This window comes from Enterococcus sp. AZ071 (assembly GCF_050499065.1).
Lineage (GTDB): Bacteria > Bacillota > Bacilli > Lactobacillales > Enterococcaceae > Enterococcus_A > Enterococcus_A ferrettii.
The window spans coordinates 3,465,576-3,490,942 of sequence record NZ_JBIPAS010000001.1; the positions used below are offsets into that span (position 1 = coordinate 3,465,576).

Here is a 25,367-nt window from a genome sequence, read left to right on the forward strand (position 1 = left end):
AATGATTATACAAAATTATCAGCGCATCTTAGTAGGTACGGATGGTAGTGATCAAGCACTTGAGGCATTCAAGAACGCCCTGTCTGTTGCTAAACGTAATCAAGGGAAGGTTTATGTCGCACATGTCTTGGACAATCAAGCCTACAATATTATGGGCTATTCTTCGTTAAACGAAAACATCATTGATCAGCAAACCAATGATGCCAAACAGCTAATCACTGAGTATCGGAAGCTTGCCAAGGATTTCGGCTACGATGAAGTGGAAGGAATCTTGGCTTACGGATCGGCCAAAGAAGCGATGGCTCACAAGCTGCCAGAAAAATATGGCATTGATCTAATTATGGTTGGACAATCGGGGTTAAATGCGGTTGAACGGTTTATGACTGGTAGTGTAGCAAGCTATGTCATTAAGGAAGCACCTTGTGATGTACTTATCGTTCATCCAAGTAAAGAAGCTGGTGAATAGCCAGCTTTTCTTTTGCATCAAAGTAGTTTTATTAAATGAAAAATCTCTCATGAACTTTTTTGCTTTTTTTGTTAAGATACCAGAGGATTAAAGGGAGGTCACAGCATGATTTTTGCTTATAATAAGGAAACAATCGGCGATACACTACTAGTGATCGTTGCCAATGATGAAAACAAAGAAAATCAAACTGAGCGTAAAGCAAATGTTGCGCGTATTCAAACCAACGAAGGACAAACTGTTGCTTGGAATTTCTTCAACGTCTCCGAATATTTGACGATTGAAGGCAAGGGTCAGGTAACTTTGAATGATGAAGAAATTGGTGTATTGAATAAACAAATGGAAATGGCTGGTTTTGAAGAACGCTTAGCATCAGACGATGAACCGAAAATCGTAGTAGGCTACGTGAGGACCTGTGTCGATCATCCTGATTCAGACCATTTGCATATCACTGAAACAGAAGTAGATAACGGAAAAGTACTGCAAATTGTCTGCGGTGCCAGCAATATTGCGGCTGGACAAAAAGTGGTAGTTGCTAAACCAGGTGCTATGATGCCTGATGGTTTAATGATCTGGCCTGGCAAATTACGGGGCGTGGAAAGCTATGGCATGATTTGTTCAGCTAAAGAATTGCATCTGCCGAATGCCTCAGAGAAAAAAGGAATCTTGGTTCTTAATGAAGATGCCGTAGTGGGCGAAGCTTTTCAAGTAGGAAAATAAGCAATAGCTAAACGAAGAACCCCTTCGTTTGGCTATTTTTTTGCTGAAAATCATAAAAAACCGTGTTTTTTTGAAAAATATCCTACTAATTGTTTGTTAAATCGGTCTTAAGACTTTTGACAGAAATTCAGATAATGGCTATCCTTGATTAGAATAAAGAAAATTTCTGAAAAAATGAAATTTTGTATCAAGGAGGTTGAAATGACCAGACAGAAATTTTTGCGCGGACTAGGGAGTTTTCTAGTGCCGTTTGTTATCATGCTGTTGATTTGGCACTCACTGGCGATTGCTCCTTTTGGTGATAACAATTTATTAGTGAGTGACATCGGAACTCAGTACTTGGAGTTCATGAGTCTGTTTAAGCGATTCTTTGATGAAGGAGTCAGTCTGTATTCCTTCTCAAACGGTATTGGTGGTTCAATCGAGGCCTTGAGCGGCTATTATTTAATCAGTCCTTATAATTTGATTTGTCTGTTCTTTCAAGATAAAAACCTGCCGATTGCATTAATCTGGATCATTACTGCCAAAATCGCTACGATGGGAAGTACTATGTATTACTATTTGGCTCGCCACTTCGGTAAGCCTAGCTTTACAACAATCATCTTTTCAACGTCCTACAGCTTATGCGGCTTTGTGGTGGCTTACAGCTTAAATTTTATGTGGCTGGATGCGCTGATCTTACTGCCGCTAGTGACCTTTGGCTTAGAAAAACTATGGCGGAAGGAAACCGGAGCACTGTATGGGCTCTCGCTGTTTGCGACGATCGTAACTAATTATTATTTAGGCTACATGGTTTGCTTATATGCTGTTATTTACAGCGTATATCTTTACTGGCTGGGTCATCCGGAAAAAGGTGCTTGGAAATTAAAGACCCTCTGGCGCGAGTGGCAGAAGTTTTTTGTCGTTTCTTTTTTAGCGGGGATTGCTACCAGCTTTATTTTACTTCCATCATTAGTGGGAATGCTGCGGACTGCGAAAACCAATTTTGATCCGCTAAGCTTTGCTCCAACTCCTCGGTTCGCTTTGTCAGCTTTTGGAGAACTGGGAATAGGTACCTATGAGTTCGAGGATCGCCTACAGCATCTGCCGACGATGTACTCAGGTATCTTAATGGTTTTATTGTTTATCACCTACTTCTTTTGTAAACAGATTGATAAACGTGAAAAAAAGGGTACCTTCTTCTTGATGTTGGCCTTGTTTTTGTCCTTTATTGTCCAACTGATTAATACAGTCTGGCACATGTTTCAAAGTCCGGCCGGATTTCCTTACCGTAATGTGTTCATTTTCAGTTTGTTGATGATTCGCTTTGCTTATGCGGCTTGGTTGAAACTGGATAAGGAGCAAGTGACTCAGACTTTGGTCAAGGCTGCAGGTGTATTTACTATCTTGCTTTTACTGGCACCAGTAAGTGTAAATTTTGAACGATCACTGAGTGAACGCTGGTTTATTAAAAATGAACTGATAGGAAATACGGCTTATCTTTGGTATAGCTTGCTGCTAATTTGGTTGTACGTATTTTTACTTATTGTGATGAAGCGGAAAAACTATCACTGGTTAATTGGCATTATCGCTTGTGTGACCTTTTTCGAGCTAGGCTTTAATTATCAGCAATCTCTAAGAGCGGTTCCCTTTGGCAGTCAAAGCAAGTTCGCCGATTTTTACGACAATCAAAGTGAGCTGATTGAGGGGCTGAACTCTTCGCCGACACTCTGGCGAATCAATGAAAAGACGGATCAAAAAAATGATGGCTTTTCGATTGCCTACAACAGCTACAATGACTCCTTTTTGTATAATTTTGCTGATATTTCTAGTTATACGTCTACTTTGGAAAAGGATGTTTTGGATACCTTAGTCAATTTGGGAATTTATTCGCGGAATGTCCGACGCTTTACTTATGTAGATGAAAATCCAGTATTGAATTTATTGTTGAATATTCGCTATTCTATTAAGCCGCAGGATATAGATGATCGGGAGGCTATTAAGCAATCCCATAATCTCTATGTGTACGAGAATACTGAAGCATTAGGAATGGGGTTGCTGTTGGAGGACAGCCAAGTAAAATTGCAGCCTAACAAGGTAATCGAAAACCAGGAAAGTATTTTGCAGGCACTGAAGAAACAGGAGAAGCACTATTTCCAACCAGCTAAAATGACTCTAGGAACGACACCTAATACCTTTACCTTAGAGACCACTGAGAACGGTAAGCTTTTCATGTATTTGCCTAAGGTTTATTGGAAGAATGTAGATGAGCTGTTAGTCAATGGCAAAAAACACCAAACGGCAATTGGGATTCAAACCAATCAGTTGTTCAACTTAGGCGATTTTGAAGCTGGTGAGCAGGTTACGGTTGAGTTGAAAGGTAAGAAAGACTTTAACTTTAAACAGGCAGAAATCGCTACGTTGGATGAAACAAACTTTGATCAACTGTTGAATGATAAGTATGAATTTGCATTTGATTTAAAAGGACAACGAGACGATCAGCTGCGAGGCACGTTAAACGCTGAGGAAGACAATCAGACAGTGTACTTGTCGATTCCTTACGATGATGCCTGGAAGGTTTATATTGATAATCAGCAAGTAGAGACTAATAAAGTTTTCGGCAGTTTTTTGTCAGTTAATGTTCCTAAAAAGGGAAGCCATCAGATTCGACTTGTCTACAGGCCGACAGCACCTGTTGTTGGAGGCATCGTATCCATTGTTGTAATGATTGGTGTAATTGGTTATTATGTTGTCTACAAACCACTGATAAAACGCAAAGGAGCAGAGAAATCGACCAAGTAATTGGGGATTTCTCTGCTTCTTTTGCATATGGGAAAGGACGATCTCGCGACCGCCCTTTTAGTTATTCACCTTGTTGATTTTGTTGGTTAGTTGCTTGTTTTTGCAATGCGCTAGAATCTAGTGACAGTTCAACTTTAGTTGTATGCTCTTTATCTTCGCGATAGTAGGTAATTTCAACTGTGTCGCCAACCTTATGTTTGTACAAAGCTGATTGCAGTTCAACACCAGTAGAAACATTTTCACCATCGATTTTGGTAATCACATCATATTGCTTCAAGCCGGCTTTCTCAGCTGGGGTAGCTCCTTGAACAGATGCAACAACCACACCTTGAGTCACAGAGCTAGGCACCTTCACGATTTGTTCTTGCTGTTGACTAGTTAAGTCCGACAGGTTATGCATAGTAATTCCTAAAGCAGGTCGGGTTACTTTTCCATCAGTTTCCAGTTGATTGATGACATTCACCACATCATTACTTGGGATTGCAAAACCTATCCCTTCAACACTTACATTAGATTCAGTTTGAACAATTTTACTAGAGTTAATACCGATAACTTGTCCGGCAATGTTTACTAGTGGACCACCGGAGTTCCCAGGGTTGATTGCAGCATCTGTTTGAATGGCATTAATATTCACAGATTGACCTTCACTCGTTTGGCTGACTACTTGACGACCCAGTGAAGAAATGATGCCTGCAGTCACGGAGTTTGCATATTGAGAACCTAATGGAGAACCTAGAGCAATCGCTGGTTCTCCAGCCTTCAAGCTGTCAGAATCCCCAAAAGTAGCAGGTGTAATGTCCGCAACCTTGTCCGACTCAATCTTTAAAACAGCCAAGTCGGTATAAGTATCGGTTCCGACTAGTTCAGCTTTTACCTTGGAACCATCTTTTAGCAATACTTCCAACCCATTTTGACCTTCAACAACATGATTATTGGTTACTACGTATGCTGTGTTTCCTTCACGTTTATAAATGACACCAGAGCCTTCAGAAGCCTCTACTAAATTGCCGTCACTGTCGCTTTCACTTTGGCTATCCTGGGATTCTTCGCCACTGTTTCCGCTATTACCGCCGCCAAAAATATCTGACCAGCCGCCTAAACCATTTTGCTGCTGTTGCTGTTGTTTTTGCAAGTTAACCACGGAGACTACTGCGCCTTGAACTTTTTCAACAGCGCCAGTAATGTCTGAATTTGCGTCAACCTTCATGTTGCTGACCTGAGTACTGCCAGCACTTGGCGAGCCGCTGACATTGTCACCAGAACCAGCACTAGTTGCTGCATAGTAAATCCCAAATATCAAGCCTGCCCCAACCAAACCGCCTAATAGGCCAATACCAAAACGTTTAAAGAAACCATTAGATTTTTTTGGAGTAGGGGTCATATCATTTCTATCCATCATTTTTATTCCTCCACCTTTACTTAAATATACGTTATATTGAGTATAGTATTTTTATCTAAGGTTAGTCTACTATGGTGTTTTGACTTTTTTATGAAGAAGTTAGGTAATTATTTTTTATAACATGAAAAAATTTAGAACACTTTTCCACAATTCTAGTGGAAAAGTCTGGGAAAACTATGTTAAAAAGCAATATATAGTTATCCACAGTTGTGTGGATAACGGGGATAAGTCTGGGGAAAACATATGTTTGCAAAGAACATTCGTGTCAAAACAGGCTTTTTATCCACTAGTTTTGTGGATAAACCTGTGATTAGTGTGGATAAAAAAGTGGAAAAGAGGAAAATAAAATGAATATTAAAATCATAACTGTGGGAAAGCTCAAAGAGAAGTACTTAATTCAAGGGATTGCTGAGTATGTCAAACGTTTGTCGAAATACGCAAAAATAACGATTTTAGAGGTACCTGATGAAAAAGCTCCCGAAAAATTAAGCGAAGCCGAGATGGAGCAGGTCAAACAAAAAGAAGGCGAACGGATTCTATCCAAGATCAAAGAAGGCGAATACGTTTATGCACTAGCTATAGAAGGTAAAAATCCCACCAGCGAAGATTTTGCAGCCCAACTGGATCGGCTGCAGGTTTCTGGCAACAGTCAATTCGTCTTTGTTATCGGTGGATCATTAGGTCTAAGTCCAGAAGTCATGAAGCGCAGCAATGCTCAAATATCCTTTGGGAAGATGACCTATCCTCATCAGCTGATGCGGTTGATTTTGGTGGAGCAGATTTATCGAGCGTTTCGGATAAATACGAATAGTCCATATCATAAGTAACTGAAACAGTATCCTCCGATCAAGAGGCTGCCATAATGAAGCATCCATTTAACTATTTTTCTATGTATACATTCTTACACTAAACAAAAAGAGGTTGAATCAATAAAAATAGGATCACTGAACAAAATGAACCCTGTAAACTTGTACACGTTTTTTCTGCGTACTATTTACAGGGTTCATTTTATTGATCTGTAGAATTGTTTTTAGCTTGCTAAAACGATTCGATTCACTGAATCAGTGATGCAGGTTTGAAGAGAGATGCGTTCTCCCCCAGCATCAATTACTCTACCCCAAATATCGTCGTTTGGGTCATGGACATTAATTCCGTCATCATAGACATCAAGTACTTCATAAACTGTGTAGGTACGGGTGTTGCCTTGCCCATCAACTACGGTAATTGGTGTGCCCACTGTGATGTTCATTACTGGTGCAAAGTCACCAGGATTATGCCCAATGAAGTGGGTAGGTGCGCCATCATTGACCATTCCTGTCCCTGTCCATGTACCGGCGCCGCTGCTAGGAGCTGCACTAGCGCCATTACAATTGATGAAGGGAATGGTACTACCTAAAAAGCTGATAGTAGAATTTTGTTGGATCATGACTGGTTCAGCTTCAGGAACGGGTGCTGTATTCTCTTCGACCAAGGCAGGTTGATTTTCTGAAAGAGTATTATCCGCAACTGGTTCTACAGTTTCAGAAACGTCCGGATTATTTTCAGCAACTGGAGTATCTGCTTCAACGGATTTTGGTTGATCAGAAACAGCAGGCTCAACAGTTGAAGGGGCTTCTTTGTCTGGAACAATTGTGACTGTTCGTTTTTTAGAAGTTTTATTGCCGCTGCTGTCTGCTACAGAGTAAATCAATTCATATTTTCCAACCGTATCCTTCTTTAAGTCACTGTTTAGCTTTATTTTTTCTGTTAGATTTCCATCTACGTTATCAAAAGATTGTACATTTTCCATTGGATCAAAATTTTTTGCTTCGCTCAATGTCAACGTGCAGTCTGCGATATGCTCGATTTTAGGGGGCATCGTGTCTTTTGCACTTGCATTAGAATGATCATCTTGCTTTGCGAATCCTAGAAAAGTCAGTGGTAACAATAAACCAATAGAAAAAATCATTGCTTTTTTTAATGCAGTCATTGTAAACACTCCCTTTAATAAAATAGATTTATTTCTTTTTTCGAGAGTAGTATACAATTTCTTTTCCAGGATATTTTCTATCTTATTTCATGGATTTTCACAAAAGATGAAAAAATAAAGAAAACAGCTGTAGCCCTAGTGCCAGAATGGCTTTTCTAAGGTACAGCTGTCTTCTTTTGAGGTATTATTCAGTTTTCCAGTTATAAACATAGGATAAAATATTTTTGGTATCCTCTAAAATCGAGTTTCGTGAGATTGCAAAGAAGGTGAGTGAATCGGGAATCGTGAAATCGTATTTTAGCGATCGCTCGCATATAACGATACTTGGCCAGTCTTTGACATAAATTGGTAATTCATCTAAGGAATAATACATAGTGCTATCAATAACATTATAGTCCAAGTTCAACCAACGTTTTAAGTTCTCCCGGTAAATAGTATGGGATAGTTCATCTTCTGCAATAAAGAAAAAAACAAATTTTGGGGTTCTTTTTTGCATCAAACTCACGGTTACTTGAGAGCAGAACTTTTCAAGTGTGGTCTGATTGAATATGACTTCTGTTTCTAAATGGAAGTGTTTCTGCCAAGATTCTAAGACTTGCTTGATTCTTTCTGCTAACTGTAATTGCTGGTCACTTAGATAAAAATGCTTTTCAACAGAAAAAGCTTGGGTTTCCTGCCATAAAGAATAGATAAAATTCATAAAGGGTTTTTCAAATAGAATATGGTTGAACAAATCAGCAGAAAATTCATCTTCAAAATTTTTAAGCAATTGTCGAACCATAAAGTTTTTATCGATCATCAATTCTCTTTCCCTCTGATAGTTCATTTCCACAATTAAGTAATTACTCGTGTTTAAAGGGATCGTTTTATAAATCGAAGCCAGATATTGAATTTCAGTTTCTGGTAATTTTTCTTTCGTTAAAATCAAGTCATTAACATCCATCAGTTGTTGAAAAGTCGGTGTATTTTTCAAATAGGTAATGGCTTCTTCTTCATAAATTAAAGAAAAATCTTTAAAGCGACTGAGCGACAAGTAGGTATTCAGCAGCAAAAATTGATATTCTCTTTTGTTTTTTTCGTAGCCATTGGCAAACTTGAATAAGACTTGATCAACAAAAACAGTAGCAGTTTTATACTTATCTGAAACAATCAGCCTATCCAATACATCGCATCGCATCCAAACAGAAATAAGGACTAAACGATAGCGAATTTCATTATTAATGAAGGCACCATTTTCGTCCATGATCTCTGCTGCCTTGAAATAGTTTTCTACCTGTTTCTTTATTGTGAAAGCTTTAGCAACTGAAATAAATTCTGCTTCTACTAGAGTCAGATAATCGGATTCACCAAGCAAATAATACGCACATGTTTTTAAAAAATACGAATCTTGGTAGATCATTTTAATTAATTCATAACGCGTAAAGGAGCTATTAAAAATAATGGAAATCGTTGTACTGGTGATTTCAGAAAACTCGATTTGCTCCTCTAATATTAAGACGACTTTATCAAAGTCTCGTTTCACTGTATTCGTTGTCACTTGTAGTCGCTTGGCAACCTCACGCAAGGTCAGCTTTTCTAACTCATAAAGGTATTCGATCAACTTGACTTGTCGAATAACATCCTTTTCAATAAATGCTTCAATCACCGTACTACCTCCACTCCTCATCACTACATTTATTATAGTCTGACCACCTGCAAAAATCACGAACATTCCGGATTTTTGTCACTAGCTATAGTAATAAGAAATCTGATGCTATCGAGAAAAGTCATGACTATCATTGGTTTATGATAGGGAGAGGGATACTGAGTAATGCGGTTTTTGAAAGTATTATTTGCGATATGTGGGTTCGTAATATAAGTAAGTATTTTTTTGAGGACATTTGAACATTAGATGCTAGTGTCAGTGTAGATATAAAAGCTACAAGTGTTTTGAGTAGCTCGATTAAGGTATAATAAAATAGTGTAAGCACGAGTGGGGAGGAAAAGACATGGATGTTTCTCAAGATTATTTAGATGATGTGCTTGTCCGAATGGCGTATCATTCCAGTGGAATAGAAGGCAACACAATAAGTTTGCCACAGACAGTCTCTATCATTTTAGAAGGAACGCTTCCCAGCAGCGGTAAAAGCATTCGTGAATTTTATGAAATTGAAAATCATAAGCAAGCCTTTGATTATTTGATCGGATTGTTAGCTGAAAATCAGTCATTAGATATAGCAGAAATCAAGCAATTTCATTTTCTGCTAACAGATCGTCTGCAGCATGATAAGGGTCAGTTTAAAACGCAGCAAAATGCGATCCGTGGAGCGGAATTCAAAACGGCTGTGCCGGAGGAAATGCCATTACTAATGAGTCAATGGGCTGACAATACAAACTACCGTCTAGATTTATTAACTGATGAACAAGAAATTTTGGAAGTATTAGCAGATACTCATATTCAGTTTGAACGAATCCATCCTTTTTCTGATGGAAATGGGCGAACCGGACGCCTACTATTGATGTACCTGAGTATGAAATATTTAGGAGTGCCGATTGTTATCAGAAAAGAATGGCGAGGTCAATATATGGAATATCTAGGAGAACAGGATAGTGAATCCTTGGCAAAATTATTTAGGGAATCAATGGTATTTGAACGTGAACGAATGACTGAATTCCCATAGTTAAGCTTAGTAATAGCAATGACTTTTTGCTTTGAATGAATAAAGGCGTTTAGAAATTACACCTTATGTACAGGAATGTTTCCTACATATGTGTAATTCTAAATGTCTTTTTCGTGAAGCTGTTAGCAACAAGTCCCCATTGTCTCGATCCTTATTTACAATAATTCCTGTATGAACAGAAAGGTACTACATAGTCTGGATAGTCTGGAGTATCTTGCTAAATTTCCATTTGCCTCACTAAAGCAATTGATTGTAAGGTATACTACAACAGGTATGATGAATGAAATCTATACTCGAGATTTTCAATTAGAAAAACGAAAACAAGGAGATATTAAATGAACAATAATGACAGATTGTTACGTTTAAGATATGCAATTGATATTAAGGATGCTGATCTTATCGAAGCTTTTGAGCTAGGTGGAATCACGATTACTAAGGACGATATGCATAAGATGTTGACTAAAGTGAAGCCTGCTTCACGTGAGGAAGACAATGTGTATTTGAAGCCTATAGACAATCAAGAATTAGATGCCTTTTTGAATGGTTTCATCATTCTTAAACGCGGTCCGCAAAAAGATAAACCTGTGGAAGAAGTACAGCCTCAAAACAAGGAGATCAAATATATCAATAATATTCTTCTGAAAAAGCTGAAGATTGCACTATTCCTGACTAGTGATGACATGTTGGCCATTCTTGCTGAGGCAAAAGTCTATCCTTCAAAGGGGGAGCTTGGGGCTATTTTACGAAAAGAAGGACATCGCAACTTCAAACCTTGTGGAGATAAGTATGCGCGTAATTTCTTAAAAGGATTAGGTTTGGTTTATCGGAGCGAGGAAAATCGAGAGAAGTGATCAACGCTTGCTTTATAATCTAAAAAGTTCACGCCCCTTGATATTTATAAACTCAGAATGTATGCAAAATGCCATCAATATGCATTGTCTGATGGATTTTTGAGTAAGATAAATGAGGTTTAGGCTTTAAATTAGGAGATAATATGGGATGGAAATTTGACTATAAAAAACAAAAGCTTCGCGGGTGGAAAAGACGGTTAAAGGATGTAGATTATTGGATAATGGACAATGAAGTTTTAGACTTAGATGAGTTGGAACAAAAATCTATCTACTACGCAAAGCTGTGGAGCTGTCCATTTTGTTCCCTTAGAAAGTACACGTTACCTAATTGGTATAAACGTTTGATCGTTCATGCATTAATTGATGTTTATCTTTCTTGGAAGAAAAGGTTGGAAGAACTTGATGAACCTTATTACTTAAAGATATGGATATTCAAAAATGACTTCATGCAATCACAGGTTGTAGCAAGTTATCGCGAATCATTGCATAACTATGATACGCTCTTTTCAGAGGTTGAATCTAGTGCTGCCTTACCTGCAGAGCTAAAAATTGAAGCATCTACCCAGTTAACTTGGGACGAAGGAATATTTCTAACGCAATGGTCTAAGCAAGAAATGTTTGAAGATGTAAAGAATAAACTATGGTCCTTAAAAGATGTAAATAAAATTATAAATTCAGCCTATTTAATAGAAGAAAATTCAGAAGATACAATTTATCAGATCATTGATGATGTTGTCTGGTTGAGTGAATAGAGAACTTAAAATGATAAGACGAACAAGTTCTCGATTGAATTGAATAGTTGAGTACGAAAATTAGCCAATCAATGTCGTTGTTGAGTGGTTTTTTTCGGTTTCGGTGTGGATACGCTGCCTTTGTACTAAAAATGATACAAGTCCAAAATCAACAGCTAAAACTAATAATTTCCACAAAGAGGTGGTTAAAAATTTAAATAATACTGACACATCAATTCTCTCAACACAAAACCATATCGCTAAGCCTTTTATTATGTTGTACAATGAAGAAAATACGGCTTAACGGGGTGGAAAGCAGTGTCTAATAAAGTAGAAGAGCTAGTAAGTAAGTACTTTTTCGAGCTTAATGATAATGATTTGGCTATCTGGAAATATATTTCTAATCATAAAAAAGAAGCATCAGAATCAACGTTAATTGATTTGGCAAAAAAATGTAATTATTCAAAATCGAGTATTCATCGATTTGCACAGAAGATATCATTTAATGGTTTTTCAGAACTAAAATATGCTTTGAAATTGGAGTTAGAGGCAGAGGAATTGGAAGGAAACTTAATTGATCGTTATGTATCAATTATTTCTAATTCAATGAATGAATTAAAGTATCGTGATTTTACAACGGTATTCCAGCTTATTCAAAATAGTAAAAAGGTGTTTATTTATGGTACTGGAACCTTACAGAGAGCGGTTGCCCAGGAAATGCGTCGGGTTTTTCTAGCAGGAGATGAACATTTCTACGTAGTTGAAGGAGTGGACGAGATTGGCTCTTTGACGGATACTTTAACTACGGAGGATTTAGTTTTTATTATTTCGCTAAAAGGAAGATCTGACAATGCCCATTCATTTGCTAAAGATTTGAAGGTAAAGGGGGTTCCGTTTGTTGTCATTACCAGCTTTTCTGAGAATCAGATTGCTCACTTCAGCAATGAAAATATTTTTGTGAACTTAGACCAAGTACCAATTGGTAAAGGAAAAAAGTACAGTGTACTTGATCCATATTTTATTTTAGTCAGTATTTTATTTCTACGCTATATAGAGTATAAACAAGAGGCAACTCCCTGATTGGGGAGTTTTTTTATTTGGTAAGCTGGGAAAAATTCCAGTTTTTGGGAAAAGAATCTATCGCTGAATCATTTACATAAGCTGTCAGGATCTATAGGCGCAGAAAAAAGAATCGATTATACTTGAGTCAAATTTAGGAAAGAGGTCTTATTATTTATGAAAGCGTTAGTAATTAAGGACATCAAAGTCATTGCAACAGCTCCGGAAGGAATTAACTTAGTAGCTGTCAAAGTAATAACGAATGATCCAAGTATTTACGGAGTAGGTTGTGCCACATTTACGCAACGATATGAAGTAGTAGTAACAGCTATTGAAAAGTATTTAAAACCCTTTTTGATAGGAAAAGATCCGCAGCGCATCGAAGACATTTGGCGAACAGCTTCGGTAAGCAGTTATTGGAGAAATGGACCTGTACTGAACAATGCATTGTCTGGTATTGATATGGCGTTATGGGATATTAAAGGGAAATTAGCTAATATGCCTCTTTATCAATTGTTTGGTGGAAAAGTTCGTGATGCAGTTCCAGCGTATATTCATGCAGATGCACAGAGTGTCAGTGATGCCGTTGAACTGGTACAGACGAGAGTAGATCAAGGATGGAGACAAATTCGAGTACAGATTGGCGGCTACGGGGGCAATAATCAAGCCATGCATCTGCCAAATGAAAGCACTCCAGGAGTCTATTACGATCCAGATGTTTACATGAAGACGATGATTGAAGGGTTTGAAAAATTACGAGAAAAATTTGGTGATTCCATCAAGCTTTGTCACGATGTTCATGAACGGTTAACACCGAGTGACGCAGTGAAATTTGCCAATCAATTAGAAAAATTTGATCTACTCTTCCTAGAGGATGCATTGCCACCCGAGCAGGTTCAATGGTTTGAGCATTTGAGAGCACATACGAACATTCCTTTGGCGATGGGGGAATTATTCAACAATCCGCATGAGTGGATGGATCTTATTCAAAATCGTACGATTGACTATTTGAGACTTCATCTTAGTCAAGTAGGTGGAATTACCCCAACAAGGAAAATTATTGCACTGGCAGATGCCTATGGCGTTAGAACAGCTTGGCATGGGCCTGGCGACATGACTGGAATTGGACATGCAGTGAATACACATTTGAGTATCACATCAACGAATTTTGGCATTCAAGAATGGAGCTGCAGTATCAAGGAAAACACCTATAAAGTATTTCCAGGTACCCCAGTTGCCAAGGATGGGTATATTTATTTGAATGATCAGCCAGGAATTGGTGTTGATATTGATGAAGAGGCTGCGGCAGCCTTTCCAACGCATGACCGTATGGCGGAATGGACGTTGTGTCGTTTACCTGATGGTTCTGCTGGAAGACCTTAAAGGAGGAATTGAAAATGAATCAAAGTAAAGATATAGCAGTAGCAAATGCAATCATTGAGGCGATTGGTGGGAAAGAAAATATTCGAGCAGTTGGGCATTGTTCGTCTCGCTTACGTCTTACTTTAAATGATAAAGCAAAAGTCGATGAAGCAACTATTGAGACTATTGATGGAGTTAAGGGTCAATTTTTTGCAGGAGAGCAGTATCAAATTATTCTAGGAACAGGTTTTGTGGATCGGGTATATAACATAGTAGTCGGAAGTTCGAGTGATGAGTTGAATACTGATATTAAGGGTGACCTCTATGAAGGAATGTCTCTACCTAAAAAAGTATCTAGAATCTTAGGTGACATTTTTATTCCAGTCATTCCGGTGTTAGTAGCTACCGGGTTGTTTAGTGGATTTATTAACTGTATTAATGCTTTTGGGGTTGAGATGAATCCTAACGTGTTGACAATCGCAACAATTTTAATGAAAACGGCCTTTACCTTTTTGCCAGTTCTAATTGCTTGGGCCGGGATGAAGCAATTTGGAGGTAGTCCAGTATTAGGGATTGTTTTGGGATTAATGTTGGTAAATCCATTACTGCCCAACCCTAGCGATGTGGCAAAAGGAGTAGCGGATGCTATCACATTCAGCTTTTTCGGGATAGATTTGAATGTAGTTGGTTATCAAGGCTCAGTTCTGCCTGCATTGATGGTGGCGATTATTGCTGCCAAAACTGAAAAGTTCTTAAAGAAGAGAGTCCCTGATGTTCTGGATTTGATCGTAACTCCCTTTACAACAATTTTGGTTGCAGGATTACTAGGTCTGATTATCATTGGTCCTATTTGTCAGTATATTGAGTTGCTCGTTTTAGGTGCAGCCAAAGCAGTGATTGGTTTGCCGTTTGGCTTGGGTGGACTAATTATCGGCGGCACACAGCAGGCAATTGTTGTCACGGGGATGCACCATATTTTCTTAGCACTGGAAACAGATCTATTGGCCAACACGGGTTTTAATCCCTTTAATGCGATGATTACCGGGGGAATCATTGCGCAGGCAACAGCAGCATTGGTAACGGGCTGGAAAGTTCGAGATAAAAAGAAACGGGGCTTCTTAATGTCTGCTTCTTTACCGGCATTTTTAGGAATCACGGAACCAGCGATTTTTGGAGTGAATTTAAAGTTTGGCAAACCATTTCTTTTTGCCTTGACTGGTGGAGCAGCTGCTGGTTGGATCGCCGGATTATTGCATGCAAAAAGTACCGGAATGGGCGTCGCGGCAATTCCTGGTCTAGTGACTTATTTATATAGTGCTACTGGAATTAGAGACTATTTCATCATTCATTTAACTGGGATGCTGGTAGCAGGAGGGTTAGTTTACTTCTTCTTTGATCCTAATGAGGCAATGGAGCAGGAAGAACAAAAAAGGAAGACTGAAAAATCAGAAAAAATTGAGAAGATTTATAATCCTGTTCAAGGAAATGTAACTAGTATTACTGAGGTGAATGATGCAGTCTTTGCGAAGAAAATGATGGGTGAAGGATTTGCAATTAAACCTGAGAATGGCGAAGTTTACTCACCACTCGATGGAACCATTTCTTCTATTTTTCCAACTAAACATGCGGTAATTGTAAAAGCTGAAAATGGTGAAGAAGCATTGATTCATATGGGAATTGACACGGTCGAATTACAAGGTGAAGGTTATGAGATATTAGTAGAAGAAGGCCAGAAGGTTAACAAGGACACACTTTTGGCAAAAATTGATCTATCTATTCTTGAGAAAAATAATAAAGATAATTCGATAATCGTGGTCTTTCCCGAAATGGATGCAGCACGTTTGAAGGTTGACTATGGTCCACAAATGAATGGAAATGAAATTGGTAGTATTGTTTGAAAGCCAGAAGAGGATGTTGAGAAATGAAACGAGTAGAAGTACTAAAGAAACTTGAAAAAGCTGGTGTGATTGCTGTTGTGCGGGGAACTACAAAGGAACAAGGAAAGAAAACTTGCCAGTCGCTCATTCAAGGAGGAGTGAAAGGAATCGAGATCACCTTTACTTTACCTAATGCGGCTGAAGTGATCACAGAATTAAACCGAGAAAATACTGATTGTGAAGTGGTAATTGGTGCAGGTACAGTGCTGGATTCTGTGACGGCACGGTTAGCGATTTTGGCTGGGGCTGAATTTGTCGTGAGTCCTACATTTGATCAAGCAACTGCAGAGTTATGCAATCTGTACCAAGTACCCTATCTCCCAGGCTGTATGACAATGAGTGAAATAATAATTGCACTAAAGGCTGGAGCAGATATCATAAAACTGTTTCCAGGATCTGCTTATGGGCCTTCAATTATCTCTGCCTTCAAGGCACCGGTGCCCCAAGTCAATATCATGCCAACTGGAGGAGTTTCACTGGAAAATATGCATGAGTGGTTCGAAGCTGGGGCTATAACTGTCGGTGTCGGAGGAAATCTTTTAAAACCTGCTGAGACCGAGGATTATGAAGGGGTTACTCATGCGGCCAAAGCGTACATGGCTGAATTTGAAAAGATCAAGGGAGCATAAATCATGCCTAAAATTCTAACAATGGGAGAGATCATGCTGCGATTGTCTACCCTTGACAATCAACGCTTAAGTGAGAGTAATCAGCTAGCTGTTCATTTTGGCGGTGCCGAAGCCAATACGGCGATCTCTTTAGCCAATTTCGGTCATCAAGTGAAATTTGCCAGCAAAGTTCCCGATCATGCCTTAGGAACAGGAGCCAAGCAGCATTTACTAAAGTATGGTGTGGATATCACGAATTTATTAGTTGGTGGTGACCGATTAGGCATTTATTACTTGGAAACAGGTGCGGGCTTACGTTCTTCTTCTGTAATTTATGATCGAGATTACTCCAGCTTTGCTAAAATGACTGAGCTGGAATGGGACCTAGATGAGCTGTTCCATAATGTAGATCTTTTTCATCTTTCGGGTATTACGCCAGCGATTTCTCCACAGTGGGAAAAGTGGATAGTCTATTTACTAAAGGAAGCGAAGAAAAGGCAGATTATGGTTAGCTTAGACATTAATTATCGAGGAAAGCTGTGGTCTGTAAATGCGTGTAGTCGCTATATTCAAACAATTGCTAAATATGTTGATTGGTGTTCAGCAGGACGTTTAGACGCGTTCAACTTTTTTAAGATTCCTGAGAAGTCTGGGGAGGATTTGTCCTATTACTATAGCAAAATGAGAGGAATGTATCCCAACATTAAGGTTTTCTACTCAACAACTCGCGAAGTATTGACTACCAATCATCATCGATTGCAGGGAAATCTTTTTATGAACAATGCTTTCTATCAATCTGAAGTTATTGATATGTCAAATATTGTCGACCGGGTTGGCGGTGGCGATGCCTTTACGGCTGGAATCATACATTGCTTGAGGACCGAAATGTCTCCGCAAAGAACGATTGATTTTGCTACTTATGCCTCTGCCTTGAAACATTCAGTTGAAGGCGACTGTAATCAGTTTAGTGCTGAAGAAGTTGAACAGTACTTGAACAAAACAAGAGGAGATGTGGAACGGTAAGCTAATTGATTTAATGCTGAAAAGGTAGACGAGTTTCATTCGTGTACCTTTTCAGCATGCCAAAGACAAAAGGACAAATTTTCCTTGGTATTCAAGGTACTATGGAATAAAATAAACTATAAAGTTCAGCGAATTCTCGTTGAACTTTTTTCGCGCTTATAAAGCCTAAATTAGGCTGCTGGAAGCAAATAATCAATACGTTTAAAGTCAATCTGACGCTTACGAATCAGGAACTAAGCAGTTTTTCTGCTAGATTAGAATAGTTAAAAATAACAAGGAGTTTTGAAGACTTGAATTCCTTGCACTTACTTACCTATATGGTTGAGGCAATATAAAAAAACTGGATTGAAATATTTTTGTAATATTCTATTCATATGTGTGATATATCACTATGGTAGAATTGCTTCTGACCTTAAAGAATTTATAACTTACATATTAAGTAAAGTAACCGGAGGAATTATTTAGTGAAGAAGACTTTATTATCAGCAGTATTGGTATGTACATTAGCTTTATCAGCGGTGCCAAACATTGCTTTAGCCGATAACTATGATCAACAAATTCAAGAAAAAGATCAAAAAATTAGTGAGTTGCAAGGAAAACAATCATCTGTTCAAACGCAGATCAATGAAATGACTGCTGAAATTGAAACAGTAAGCGGACAAGTAAAAGACTTAGAAGCAAAACAAGAAAAATTAAACGAAGATACAATGAAATTACAAGATAAAATTGCGACCTTGAAGGTTCGTATTGCTAAACGTGAAGCGTTGATTGAAAGCCAAGCGCGTGATGCACAAGTAAATGGTCAAGCAACTAATTATGTGAATGCAGTATTGGATGCTGATTCTTTATCTGATGTTGTTGGTCGTGTTCAAGCGATGAATACCATGGTTAAAGCGAACAAAACTTTAATGGAGCAACAAAAAGAAGATAAACTAGAGGTTGAGAAGCAAGTCAAAGCCAATGAAGAAAAAGTGGCTGAGCTTGTTGAAAACCAAAAAGAATTAGAAACGCAAAAAAATGCAATTGCCAACAAACAAGCAGATTTAAATGTTGTGAAAGCCAACTATGCTGCTGAGCAAGCAACTGCTGAACAAGATAAGTCTAAATTAAAAGCACAACAAGAAGCTGCCAAAGCTGAACAAGCACGTATTTTGAAAGAGCAGCAAGACGCTGAAAAAGCGCGTCAAGCAGAAGAAAAACGCCAAGCGGAAGAAGCAGCGAAAGCTCAAAAAGCATTTGAAGCCTCTCAAGCGAAGGCAGCTAAAGAACAAGCAGCAACTGCAGAATCTTCTACAGCTGCTACTGAAACTAGCTCTAGTTCAACAGCTCAAGCACAAACAAGTACTGAGCCAAAAGCAGAAACAACAACAAATTCTTCTGTAGCTGAGACTCCAGTAGTATCAACTCCAACAACTAGCACTGGTGGAAGAGTTGACCACACTGGATCAGGCAATGCTTACTCACCAGGTCAATGTACTTGGTATGTTAAATCAGTCGCTCCATGGGCTGGAACTTATTGGGGCAATGGTTGTCAATGGGGAGCTTCAGCAGCGGCTGACGGTTTCCAAGTAGATGGCTCTCCTACAGCAGGTTCAATCGTGGTCTTTGCTCAAGGACAATCTGTTGGAACATGGAATGCAGATGGTGCTTACGGTCACGTAGCTTACGTTCAATCGTATGATGCTGGCAGCAATACTATTACAATTACTCAAGGCGGCATGGGCTTCCCAACACCAATGGGACCAAACACAGCAACCTTAAGTGCTTCAGGATTAACTTACATCCACCCATAAATAAATCATTTAAGAGCTTCCGAATTTCGGAAGCTTTTTTGTTTGGGTTGTCGGACCAGCAGTGAAAAAAAGAGTGATTAGCCTAATTTTCCTTAATTTTTAAGGAGAAAATGGGAACTAATCTTGAAATCTGAGGTGGACGATTTTGTTCTAATCGTTGCGACGGAAAATTTGCTGATAAGTAACCGCTGTAGTAAAGTGACTAGTAGACAGGAGTGTCTACTTTGTTTTGACTAGGAGGACTATAAATGGATTTTACAAAATTGTCGATTGATACCTTGAAGCGTGCACAGGAACGACTGGAGGATACCTTGAGTCAGATGAGTATCGAGGAAGCCAATACGATGCCAGCGCCATTGATCAAATCAGTTACTTGGCTAATTTGGCACACTGCCCGTGAGCTGGACTTTCAGATTTCAGGTCTGAATAATACGGAACCGCTATGGCTGTCAGCCGGGTGGAGTGAAAAGTTTGCTTTGGATTTGCCTGACGATACAGAAGAATGGCACCATACTCCCGAGGAAGCAGAGAAGGTTGTGGTGAGTAATAAAGATATCTTGCTGGACTATTTGTCTGCTAGTGTCGATTTTACAATTTCTTACTTAAAAGAGCTCAAAGAAGAAAGTTTAGATGATATTGTTGATGCCAGCTGGACGCCACCGGTAACGAGAGAGGTTCGAGTTGTTTCAGCAATTGATGACGCTGTGATGCATTCAGGACAAGCGGTGTACACAAGAAGATTAGTCATTGGCAAATAAATTTATAAATGGAGACCAATCATTGGAGCTGGTGATTGGTCTTTTTAGAATTGAAGGTATGTTACTGTAAACGCACTAATTTCTTAAGTAAAAGAGTCATTTTGCTTAAAAATCAAAGGTCTGTCACTAAAAAAAACCTATGGACAGTCGAAAAATGATACTATAAAGCTAACTTAACTAGAGGAGTAAAATAGATCATATGAGAAATATTAAACTAACCATCGAATATGATGGTAAACGATACTTAGGCTGGCAGCGGCTGGGGGATTCCGATAAAACCATTCAGGGGAAAATCGAAAACATCATCAAGCAAATGACTGGTGAAGAAATTGAAATTATTGGTTCTGGCCGCACGGATGGCGGGACTCATGCACGAGGTCAGGTAGCTAATTTTAAAACAACTAGTGAAATGCCTTTGACTGAAATGATTGCTTTCTTGAATCAGTATCTGCCACAGGATATTGTGGTGAAAAAAGCAGAAGAGGCCGCCGAACGCTTTCATGCCCGCTACAATGCTACTGGAAAACAGTACAGCTATTATGTTTGGAATGCGGAGATTCCCTCTGCTTTTGAGCGATCCTACAGTTATCATTATCCGCAAGAAATGGATCTGGAAAAGATGAAGGAAGCCTGCCGCAAGCTGGTTGGCAAGCATGATTTTATGGGCTTTTCGGCTTTGAAGAAAACTAAGAAATCCACTGTTCGTACGATTGAGAGTATTACAATTGAGGAAGAAGGCAATTTGTTGCATTTTACCTTTGTTGGTAATGGCTTTCTGCATAAAATGGTGCGGATTATTGTAGGTACTTTACTGGGGATTGGTGCAGGAACGATGAAGCCGGAAGCAATTGACGAAATATTGGCTAGTAAGGTTAGGGAAAATGCTGGAGAAACAGTGCCAGCACAAGGCTTATTTCTTGATGAAGTCTATTACCATTAGAAAAAAAGGGGCGCAGCTATGTTGGCTGAGCCCCTTTTTTCTAAGCGTATTTTGTAGTTGAGTGTTTTTTAGGCACTGTTTCTTCAGTAATCTGGTCGGCCCGAGCTTCGGGTGTTTGGTTCAGGTTGTTTTTATCCCTGAAGTATTTAGTGATTATCGGCCAAGCATAGCAAAGGCTCATGATTACTGCTGCTGTAGCAACATCGGACCAGCCGATCGTGTAGCCAGACATGGATTCACCAGTGAGATCACCGGAAAAAATAGGTGCCAGATTATTATTCAAAAAATGAATGGCAACAACACTCCAAATGTTATCAGTCTTCATATATACGAACCCCATGAAAATTCCCATCGTGATACAGACAACGATTTGATTGGCTACCGAAATAATTCCGATTGCTGGAGAAGTATAAAAGAAGAAATTCAGCGGTAAATGCCAAAGTCCCCATACAATGCCCAGAAGCAGCACGCCTTTGATCATGCCATATCTTTTCTGCAAAATAGGTTGTAAAAAGTAGCGCCAGCCGTATTCTTCACCAAAATAAGGTCCAAACATAATAAGATAACTGATTAAGGTTTGGATCAGTGCAAACCAAGTTTGGGATTTGGAGAAGTTCTCCTTCATTCCGCCAAGCCCGCCCTCTATTAGATAGTAGATGACCATTCGTGCGATATACAACACCACAAATAATAAAACGAAGGCGATGGTCAGCTTCCAATTTTTTCTACGTAAACCATAGGCCTCTCGACGTTCCGTTCTGGCAACCAATAGAGCAATCCATAGAAAAATACTGCCAAGTATCATTACGAAGCTGCCGATCATCATAAAAGTGCTATTACCAATAAATAATCCTAATAGGCTGCAAACAATCATTAAACCAGTTTGGATCAAATAACCAATGAAGAACGCTTTAGGCATAAGCTGTCGATTTTTGCGGCTAAGATACAGAGCAATCATCGCGCCAGCCGCTGGATAGTACATATGGGTCAAGGTGAAGAGATCAATGCTCCTTTTCGTACTATAGCCATACCACATAAATAGCCCCATGATTACCGGCAATCCAAAAGCGATGATGGAGAAAACTCTTAACTGCTTGCTTTCAATTTGTTTATTCATATTCTCACTCCTTAAGTGCTTTCTTACCTGAAGTTTAACGAATAACTGTGTTTGAAAGCTGCTTTTGTCCTAAATGGTTGAATATGGGGCTTGAATGATAAAGAGGAGAAGGCATCCTCCTCAACGTTAGCTTGCTTGGATCGTACAAGTAGCTACTACATCAATTCCTGTATTTAGCAGATTTTCAAGGACGATATCACCAATTTCAACGGGTGCCTGCAGTCGAACCTGATTAAGGATCGTCATGGCTTCTCTGACGGATTCTTTAGGAATGCCATCCAGCGTTTTGACTGAGCAGCGGTGGGAGTTGCCATTTCTTACTACAACTGTGGAGGTCACCACTCGAATTGGATTGGTGGCTTCAGCCTTGCCGTATTTTACTCCTTTGTTACAGCTGTGGCCAGTGACTTGGTAATCATTTTCTTCGTCTACGGCTAGATGACAGCCTTTGGGGCACATGATACAAATGAATGGTTTCATGATTTGCTGACCTCCTCAACTGAGAGTTCAATTTCACCATTGCTGGCTTTGTCTAAAATCTTTTTCGATAAATGAATCTTTTCCAGCTCTCCCGGAACTATATAGCTTTTCCGCTTTTGGGCAATAACCTCTCCGTGGGATTTCACAATGATTTGGCTGTCATCAAAGACTTTATTCACCCGGAAAAAAAGTTCAACCTTTTTAGGAACATTGTCTTTACGAATTTTTTGCGGGACAACATAGGTTACACAAGCCCCATTTTTTATTTCAAGACAAACATCTTGCTGCTTCAGCTGCTCCTGTTGGAAAAGGTATTGTGCAGCTGCAGCACCCGCTCGTGTGCTTTCGGCAGTCACGAAGTCTACTAGATCATGAACGTGAACGACATTGCCGCAGGCGAAAATACCAGGGATCGAGGTTTCCATGTTTTCATAAACCATAGCGCCGTTAGTTTTATTATCCATAATGACGCCGGCACTGCGGCTCAATTCATTTTCTGGAATCAAGCCAACGGACAATAGAATCGTGTCACAGACAAAGATTTGCTCGGTGCCGGCGATTGGGCGCCGGTTTTGATCTACCTGAGAGACAATGACTTCTTCTACACGGTTTTTTCCCCGAATTTCGGTAATAGTATGGGATAAGTATAAAGGAATATCAAAATCGTCTAGACACTGAACGATATTTCTAGTTAGTCCACCTGAGTAAGGCATCACCTCAACACAGGCTAGTACATCAGCACCCTCTAATGTCATACGGCGAGCCATAATTAAGCCGATATCACCAGAGCCCAAAATCAGTACTTTTTTCCCTACTAAATATCCTTCCATATTTACATAACGTTGCGCAGTACCAGCGGTGTAGACACCAGCTGGTCGACTGCCAGGGATTTCGATAGCTCCTCGTGTACGTTCGCGGCATCCCATCGCCAAGACAATTGATTTTGCCTGAAGGATTTGGTAACCTTGCTCCTTATTAACTAGATGGACTTCTTTATTTTCTGATATTTCTAGAACCATCGTATCTAAGAAGACCTGAATCGTTGTTTGTTCAATCCTATCGATAAACCGTCTCGCATATTCAGGACCAGTTAATTCTTCTTTGAAATAATGCAAGCCAAAGCCGTTGTGGATGCATTGATTTAAAATACCACCTAATTGTTGATCTCTTTCAATGATTAAGATATCTTGAACCCCTTCATTGTAAGCAGCCATCGCTGCTGCAAGTCCAGCTGGACCTCCGCCAATTACGATCAAGTCATGCATGTTAAATCCCTCCTTTAGTAGCTTCGATTAATACATTACTTCCGCTGCGATCCTGCAAGACGTCCAATGGAGAAATAGCCAGCTCCTCGGATAAGATTTCCACCACTCTTGGTCCACAAAATCCACCCTGACAGCGACCCATGCCAGCGTTACAGCGTCGTTTGATCCCGTCCAGTGAAGTAGGTGGAATGGGTGAATGCACGGCTGCTTTAATTTCACCCTCAGTAATTGTTTCGCAACGGCAAATTACTCGACCATAGCTGTGCTCTTTTTTAATCAATTGATTTTTCTCAGAAAGACTCAGCTCTTGAAAAACTATTTTTTCGCGAGCAGCTGTACATTGCTCTTTTTGTTTAAAGGACTGGTTCGTTGATTTTTCCAGTAATTCAATAGCATATAAGGCAATCGCTGGAGCAGAGGTGAGCCCAGGTGATTTGATGCCGGCTAGATCAATGAATTCAGGCGCAGCTTCTTGGATGATAAAATCGTTGCGGGTACTATTGGCCCGAACACCGGAAAAGTTGCGAATTGATTGCCTTAGATTAAGGTCAGGAACGGATTTTTCAGCCAGCTTAGCTACCTGAGATAATCCGGCAGAAGTATTTCCGGTATCTAGACCGGTCCCTAATTCAGATTTCAAAATGCCATGAGAGTTAGGTCCAACGATCAAATTTCCATGAACCGTTGGGCTAATTAGAACTCCTTTACCAATACTAGACGGGCATTGAAAAATGACGTGATTTACTCTCGTTCCTTCAGATTTATCCAGTAAATAATATTCACCACGATTCGGGGTGATTTTGAAATTGGGCTCCGCAATCATATTATGCAGATCATCTGAATGAACGCCAGCGGCATTAAAAATGTATTTGGTTTGATAGACTGCTTGATTGGTTTTGACTTGATAGCCTTCAGCAGTTTGAGTAATCGCGGTGACTTGATTGTTTAGAGCTAATTCCACCCCGTTTTTAACCGCTGTTTCAGCCAAAGCCAAGCAAAATTCCCATGGATTGACGATTGCTGCACTAGGAGCGTAAAGAGCACCAACAGCTTCAGAAGAAAGATGCGGTTCCTTAACCAGCAACTCTTCTTTAGTTAGTAAAGTTAGCTTCGGCACCCCATTTTTTACACCGCGGTTGTATAATTCTTGAATCATAGCTAAATCCTCTTCGGAAAACGCCACAACCAAAGAGCCAATCTGGTTATAATGAACCGAAAGCCTTTGACAAAGTTCTTTTGCGTAAGCGGCACCTTCAACATTTAGCTTAGCCATCAGGGTACCAGGTTCAGGATCAAAGCCAGCGTGCAAAATAGCACTGTTGGCTTTAGTGGCCCCTTGACTGACATCATTTTCTGCTTCTAAAACGAGTATTTTTAACTGATATTTGCTTAATTCATAGGCGGTGGCGGCACCAACAATTCCGCAACCGATGACGATAGCATCATACATA

The 25,367-nt window shown here is 39.5% G+C and carries 22 protein-coding genes; 15 read left to right on the forward strand and 7 right to left on the reverse strand.

Annotated features, from left to right (window positions below):
• The first annotated feature begins 4 nt into the window (after positions 1-4).
• The 3 genes from IGI49_RS16900 (at position 5) to IGI49_RS16910 (ending at position 3,964) form a co-directional block, all read left to right on the forward strand.
• The gene (locus tag IGI49_RS16900; RefSeq protein ID WP_429964936.1) at positions 5-466 is read left to right on the forward strand and encodes a universal stress protein; all 462 of its coding nucleotides are present in this window, start codon (positions 5-7) and stop codon (positions 464-466) included.
• Positions 467-571: 105 nt separating this feature from the next.
• A complete protein-coding gene (ytpR, locus tag IGI49_RS16905) occupies positions 572-1,183 on the forward strand; it encodes a YtpR family tRNA-binding protein (protein WP_429962623.1) in 612 nt (203 codons plus the stop codon).
• 201 nt (positions 1,184-1,384) lie between these two features.
• Positions 1,385-3,964: a YfhO family protein gene (locus IGI49_RS16910; RefSeq protein WP_429962624.1), complete on the forward strand. Its 2,580-nt coding sequence runs from the start codon at positions 1,385-1,387 to the stop codon at positions 3,962-3,964.
• Between the two features lie 61 nt (positions 3,965-4,025).
• Here the strand turns inward: IGI49_RS16910 and IGI49_RS16915 are convergent, their stop codons facing one another.
• Entirely contained in the window at positions 4,026-5,360 is a 1,335-nt protein-coding gene (locus IGI49_RS16915; RefSeq protein WP_429964937.1) for a S1C family serine protease, read from the reverse strand.
• 350 nt (positions 5,361-5,710) lie between these two features.
• Between IGI49_RS16915 and rlmH the strand changes: the two genes are divergently transcribed.
• A complete protein-coding gene (rlmH, locus tag IGI49_RS16920) occupies positions 5,711-6,190 on the forward strand; it encodes a 23S rRNA (pseudouridine(1915)-N(3))-methyltransferase RlmH (protein WP_429962625.1) in 480 nt (159 codons plus the stop codon).
• A gap of 203 nt (positions 6,191-6,393) precedes the next feature.
• On the opposite strand, the gene IGI49_RS16925 is transcribed toward rlmH, so the two are convergent.
• Entirely contained in the window at positions 6,394-7,332 is a 939-nt protein-coding gene (locus tag IGI49_RS16925) for an immunoglobulin-like domain-containing protein (protein ID WP_429962626.1), read from the reverse strand.
• A gap of 184 nt (positions 7,333-7,516) precedes the next feature.
• Positions 7,517-8,977, reverse strand: a complete 1,461-nt coding sequence (locus IGI49_RS16930; RefSeq protein WP_429962627.1) for a helix-turn-helix domain-containing protein — start codon at positions 8,975-8,977, stop codon at positions 7,517-7,519.
• 343 nt (positions 8,978-9,320) lie between these two features.
• On the opposite strand from IGI49_RS16930, the gene IGI49_RS16935 reads away from it, so the two are divergent.
• The 11 genes from IGI49_RS16935 to truA all read left to right on the forward strand — a co-directional run bounded on the left by IGI49_RS16935 (position 9,321) and on the right by truA (position 21,054).
• A complete protein-coding gene (locus IGI49_RS16935) occupies positions 9,321-9,992 on the forward strand; it encodes a Fic family protein (RefSeq protein WP_429962628.1) in 672 nt (223 codons plus the stop codon).
• 335 nt (positions 9,993-10,327) lie between these two features.
• On the forward strand, positions 10,328-10,843 hold the full coding sequence (locus tag IGI49_RS16940) for a DUF1456 family protein (RefSeq protein ID WP_429962629.1): 516 nt from the start codon (positions 10,328-10,330) through the stop codon (positions 10,841-10,843).
• 143 nt (positions 10,844-10,986) lie between these two features.
• Complete coding sequence (locus tag IGI49_RS16945; protein ID WP_429962630.1) at positions 10,987-11,595, forward strand: hypothetical protein; 609 nt, start codon at positions 10,987-10,989, stop codon at positions 11,593-11,595.
• A 297-nt stretch (positions 11,596-11,892) separates the two neighbouring features.
• A complete protein-coding gene (locus tag IGI49_RS16950; RefSeq protein ID WP_429962631.1) occupies positions 11,893-12,654 on the forward strand; it encodes a MurR/RpiR family transcriptional regulator in 762 nt (253 codons plus the stop codon).
• A gap of 156 nt (positions 12,655-12,810) precedes the next feature.
• Positions 12,811-14,016 carry an enolase C-terminal domain-like protein gene (locus IGI49_RS16955; protein ID WP_429962632.1) on the forward strand — a complete coding sequence of 402 codons (1,206 nt, stop codon included), beginning with the start codon at positions 12,811-12,813 and terminating at the stop codon, positions 14,014-14,016.
• Between the two features lie 14 nt (positions 14,017-14,030).
• The gene (locus IGI49_RS16960; protein WP_429962633.1) at positions 14,031-15,893 is read left to right on the forward strand and encodes a glucose PTS transporter subunit IIA; all 1,863 of its coding nucleotides are present in this window, start codon (positions 14,031-14,033) and stop codon (positions 15,891-15,893) included.
• Between the two features lie 23 nt (positions 15,894-15,916).
• A complete protein-coding gene (locus IGI49_RS16965; RefSeq protein WP_429962634.1) occupies positions 15,917-16,561 on the forward strand; it encodes a bifunctional 4-hydroxy-2-oxoglutarate aldolase/2-dehydro-3-deoxy-phosphogluconate aldolase in 645 nt (214 codons plus the stop codon).
• Positions 16,562-16,564: 3 nt separating this feature from the next.
• The gene (locus IGI49_RS16970) at positions 16,565-17,563 is read left to right on the forward strand and encodes a PfkB family carbohydrate kinase (protein WP_429962635.1); all 999 of its coding nucleotides are present in this window, start codon (positions 16,565-16,567) and stop codon (positions 17,561-17,563) included.
• A gap of 464 nt (positions 17,564-18,027) precedes the next feature.
• Entirely contained in the window at positions 18,028-19,356 is a 1,329-nt protein-coding gene (locus IGI49_RS16975; RefSeq protein ID WP_429962636.1) for a PcsB-like coiled-coil domain-containing protein, read from the forward strand.
• A 248-nt stretch (positions 19,357-19,604) separates the two neighbouring features.
• Complete coding sequence (locus tag IGI49_RS16980) at positions 19,605-20,114, forward strand: DinB family protein (protein WP_429962637.1); 510 nt, start codon at positions 19,605-19,607, stop codon at positions 20,112-20,114.
• 199 nt (positions 20,115-20,313) lie between these two features.
• Entirely contained in the window at positions 20,314-21,054 is a 741-nt protein-coding gene (gene truA / locus IGI49_RS16985) for a tRNA pseudouridine(38-40) synthase TruA (protein ID WP_429962638.1), read from the forward strand.
• Between the two features lie 40 nt (positions 21,055-21,094).
• Here the strand turns inward: truA and IGI49_RS16990 are convergent, their stop codons facing one another.
• The 4 genes from IGI49_RS16990 to IGI49_RS17005 form a co-directional block, all read right to left on the reverse strand.
• Positions 21,095-22,171 carry a CPBP family intramembrane glutamic endopeptidase gene (locus IGI49_RS16990; RefSeq protein ID WP_429962639.1) on the reverse strand — a complete coding sequence of 359 codons (1,077 nt, stop codon included), beginning with the start codon at positions 22,169-22,171 and terminating at the stop codon, positions 21,095-21,097.
• 126 nt (positions 22,172-22,297) lie between these two features.
• Positions 22,298-22,651: a DUF1667 domain-containing protein gene (locus IGI49_RS16995; protein WP_429962640.1), complete on the reverse strand. Its 354-nt coding sequence runs from the start codon at positions 22,649-22,651 to the stop codon at positions 22,298-22,300.
• A complete protein-coding gene (locus tag IGI49_RS17000; RefSeq protein ID WP_429962641.1) occupies positions 22,648-23,916 on the reverse strand; it encodes an NAD(P)/FAD-dependent oxidoreductase in 1,269 nt (422 codons plus the stop codon). Before IGI49_RS17000 ends, IGI49_RS16995 begins: the two co-directional genes overlap by 4 nt.
• Before the next feature lies 1 nt (position 23,917).
• A complete protein-coding gene (locus IGI49_RS17005) occupies positions 23,918-25,366 on the reverse strand; it encodes an NAD(P)/FAD-dependent oxidoreductase (RefSeq protein ID WP_429962642.1) in 1,449 nt (482 codons plus the stop codon).
• Position 25,367: the final 1 nt, after the last annotated feature.

Excerpts from the sequence above, each read along its gene's own strand:
- ytpR (WP_429962623.1), top strand. The coding sequence starts at position 572 with ATGATTTTTGCTTATAATAAGGAAACAATCGGCGATACACTACTAGTG.
- IGI49_RS16910 (WP_429962624.1), top strand. The coding sequence starts at position 1,385 with ATGACCAGACAGAAATTTTTGCGCGGACTAGGGAGTTTTCTAGTGCCG.
- IGI49_RS16915 (WP_429964937.1), bottom strand. The coding sequence starts at position 5,360 with ATGGATAGAAATGATATGACCCCTACTCCAAAAAAATCTAATGGTTTC.
- rlmH (WP_429962625.1), top strand. The coding sequence starts at position 5,711 with ATGAATATTAAAATCATAACTGTGGGAAAGCTCAAAGAGAAGTACTTA.
- IGI49_RS16925 (WP_429962626.1), bottom strand. The coding sequence starts at position 7,332 with ATGACTGCATTAAAAAAAGCAATGATTTTTTCTATTGGTTTATTGTTA.
- IGI49_RS16935 (WP_429962628.1), top strand. The coding sequence starts at position 9,321 with ATGGATGTTTCTCAAGATTATTTAGATGATGTGCTTGTCCGAATGGCG.
- IGI49_RS16940 (WP_429962629.1), top strand. The coding sequence starts at position 10,328 with ATGAACAATAATGACAGATTGTTACGTTTAAGATATGCAATTGATATT.
- IGI49_RS16945 (WP_429962630.1), top strand. The coding sequence starts at position 10,987 with ATGGGATGGAAATTTGACTATAAAAAACAAAAGCTTCGCGGGTGGAAA.
- IGI49_RS16955 (WP_429962632.1), top strand. The coding sequence starts at position 12,811 with ATGAAAGCGTTAGTAATTAAGGACATCAAAGTCATTGCAACAGCTCCG.
- IGI49_RS16960 (WP_429962633.1), top strand. The coding sequence starts at position 14,031 with ATGAATCAAAGTAAAGATATAGCAGTAGCAAATGCAATCATTGAGGCG.
- IGI49_RS16965 (WP_429962634.1), top strand. The coding sequence starts at position 15,917 with ATGAAACGAGTAGAAGTACTAAAGAAACTTGAAAAAGCTGGTGTGATT.
- IGI49_RS16970 (WP_429962635.1), top strand. The coding sequence starts at position 16,565 with ATGCCTAAAATTCTAACAATGGGAGAGATCATGCTGCGATTGTCTACC.
- IGI49_RS16980 (WP_429962637.1), top strand. The coding sequence starts at position 19,605 with ATGGATTTTACAAAATTGTCGATTGATACCTTGAAGCGTGCACAGGAA.
- truA (WP_429962638.1), top strand. The coding sequence starts at position 20,314 with ATGAGAAATATTAAACTAACCATCGAATATGATGGTAAACGATACTTA.
- IGI49_RS16990 (WP_429962639.1), bottom strand. The coding sequence starts at position 22,171 with ATGAATAAACAAATTGAAAGCAAGCAGTTAAGAGTTTTCTCCATCATC.
- IGI49_RS16995 (WP_429962640.1), bottom strand. The coding sequence starts at position 22,651 with ATGAAACCATTCATTTGTATCATGTGCCCCAAAGGCTGTCATCTAGCC.
- IGI49_RS17000 (WP_429962641.1), bottom strand. The coding sequence starts at position 23,916 with ATGCATGACTTGATCGTAATTGGCGGAGGTCCAGCTGGACTTGCAGCA.
- IGI49_RS17005 (WP_429962642.1), bottom strand. The coding sequence starts at position 25,366 with ATGTATGATGCTATCGTCATCGGTTGCGGAATTGTTGGTGCCGCCACC.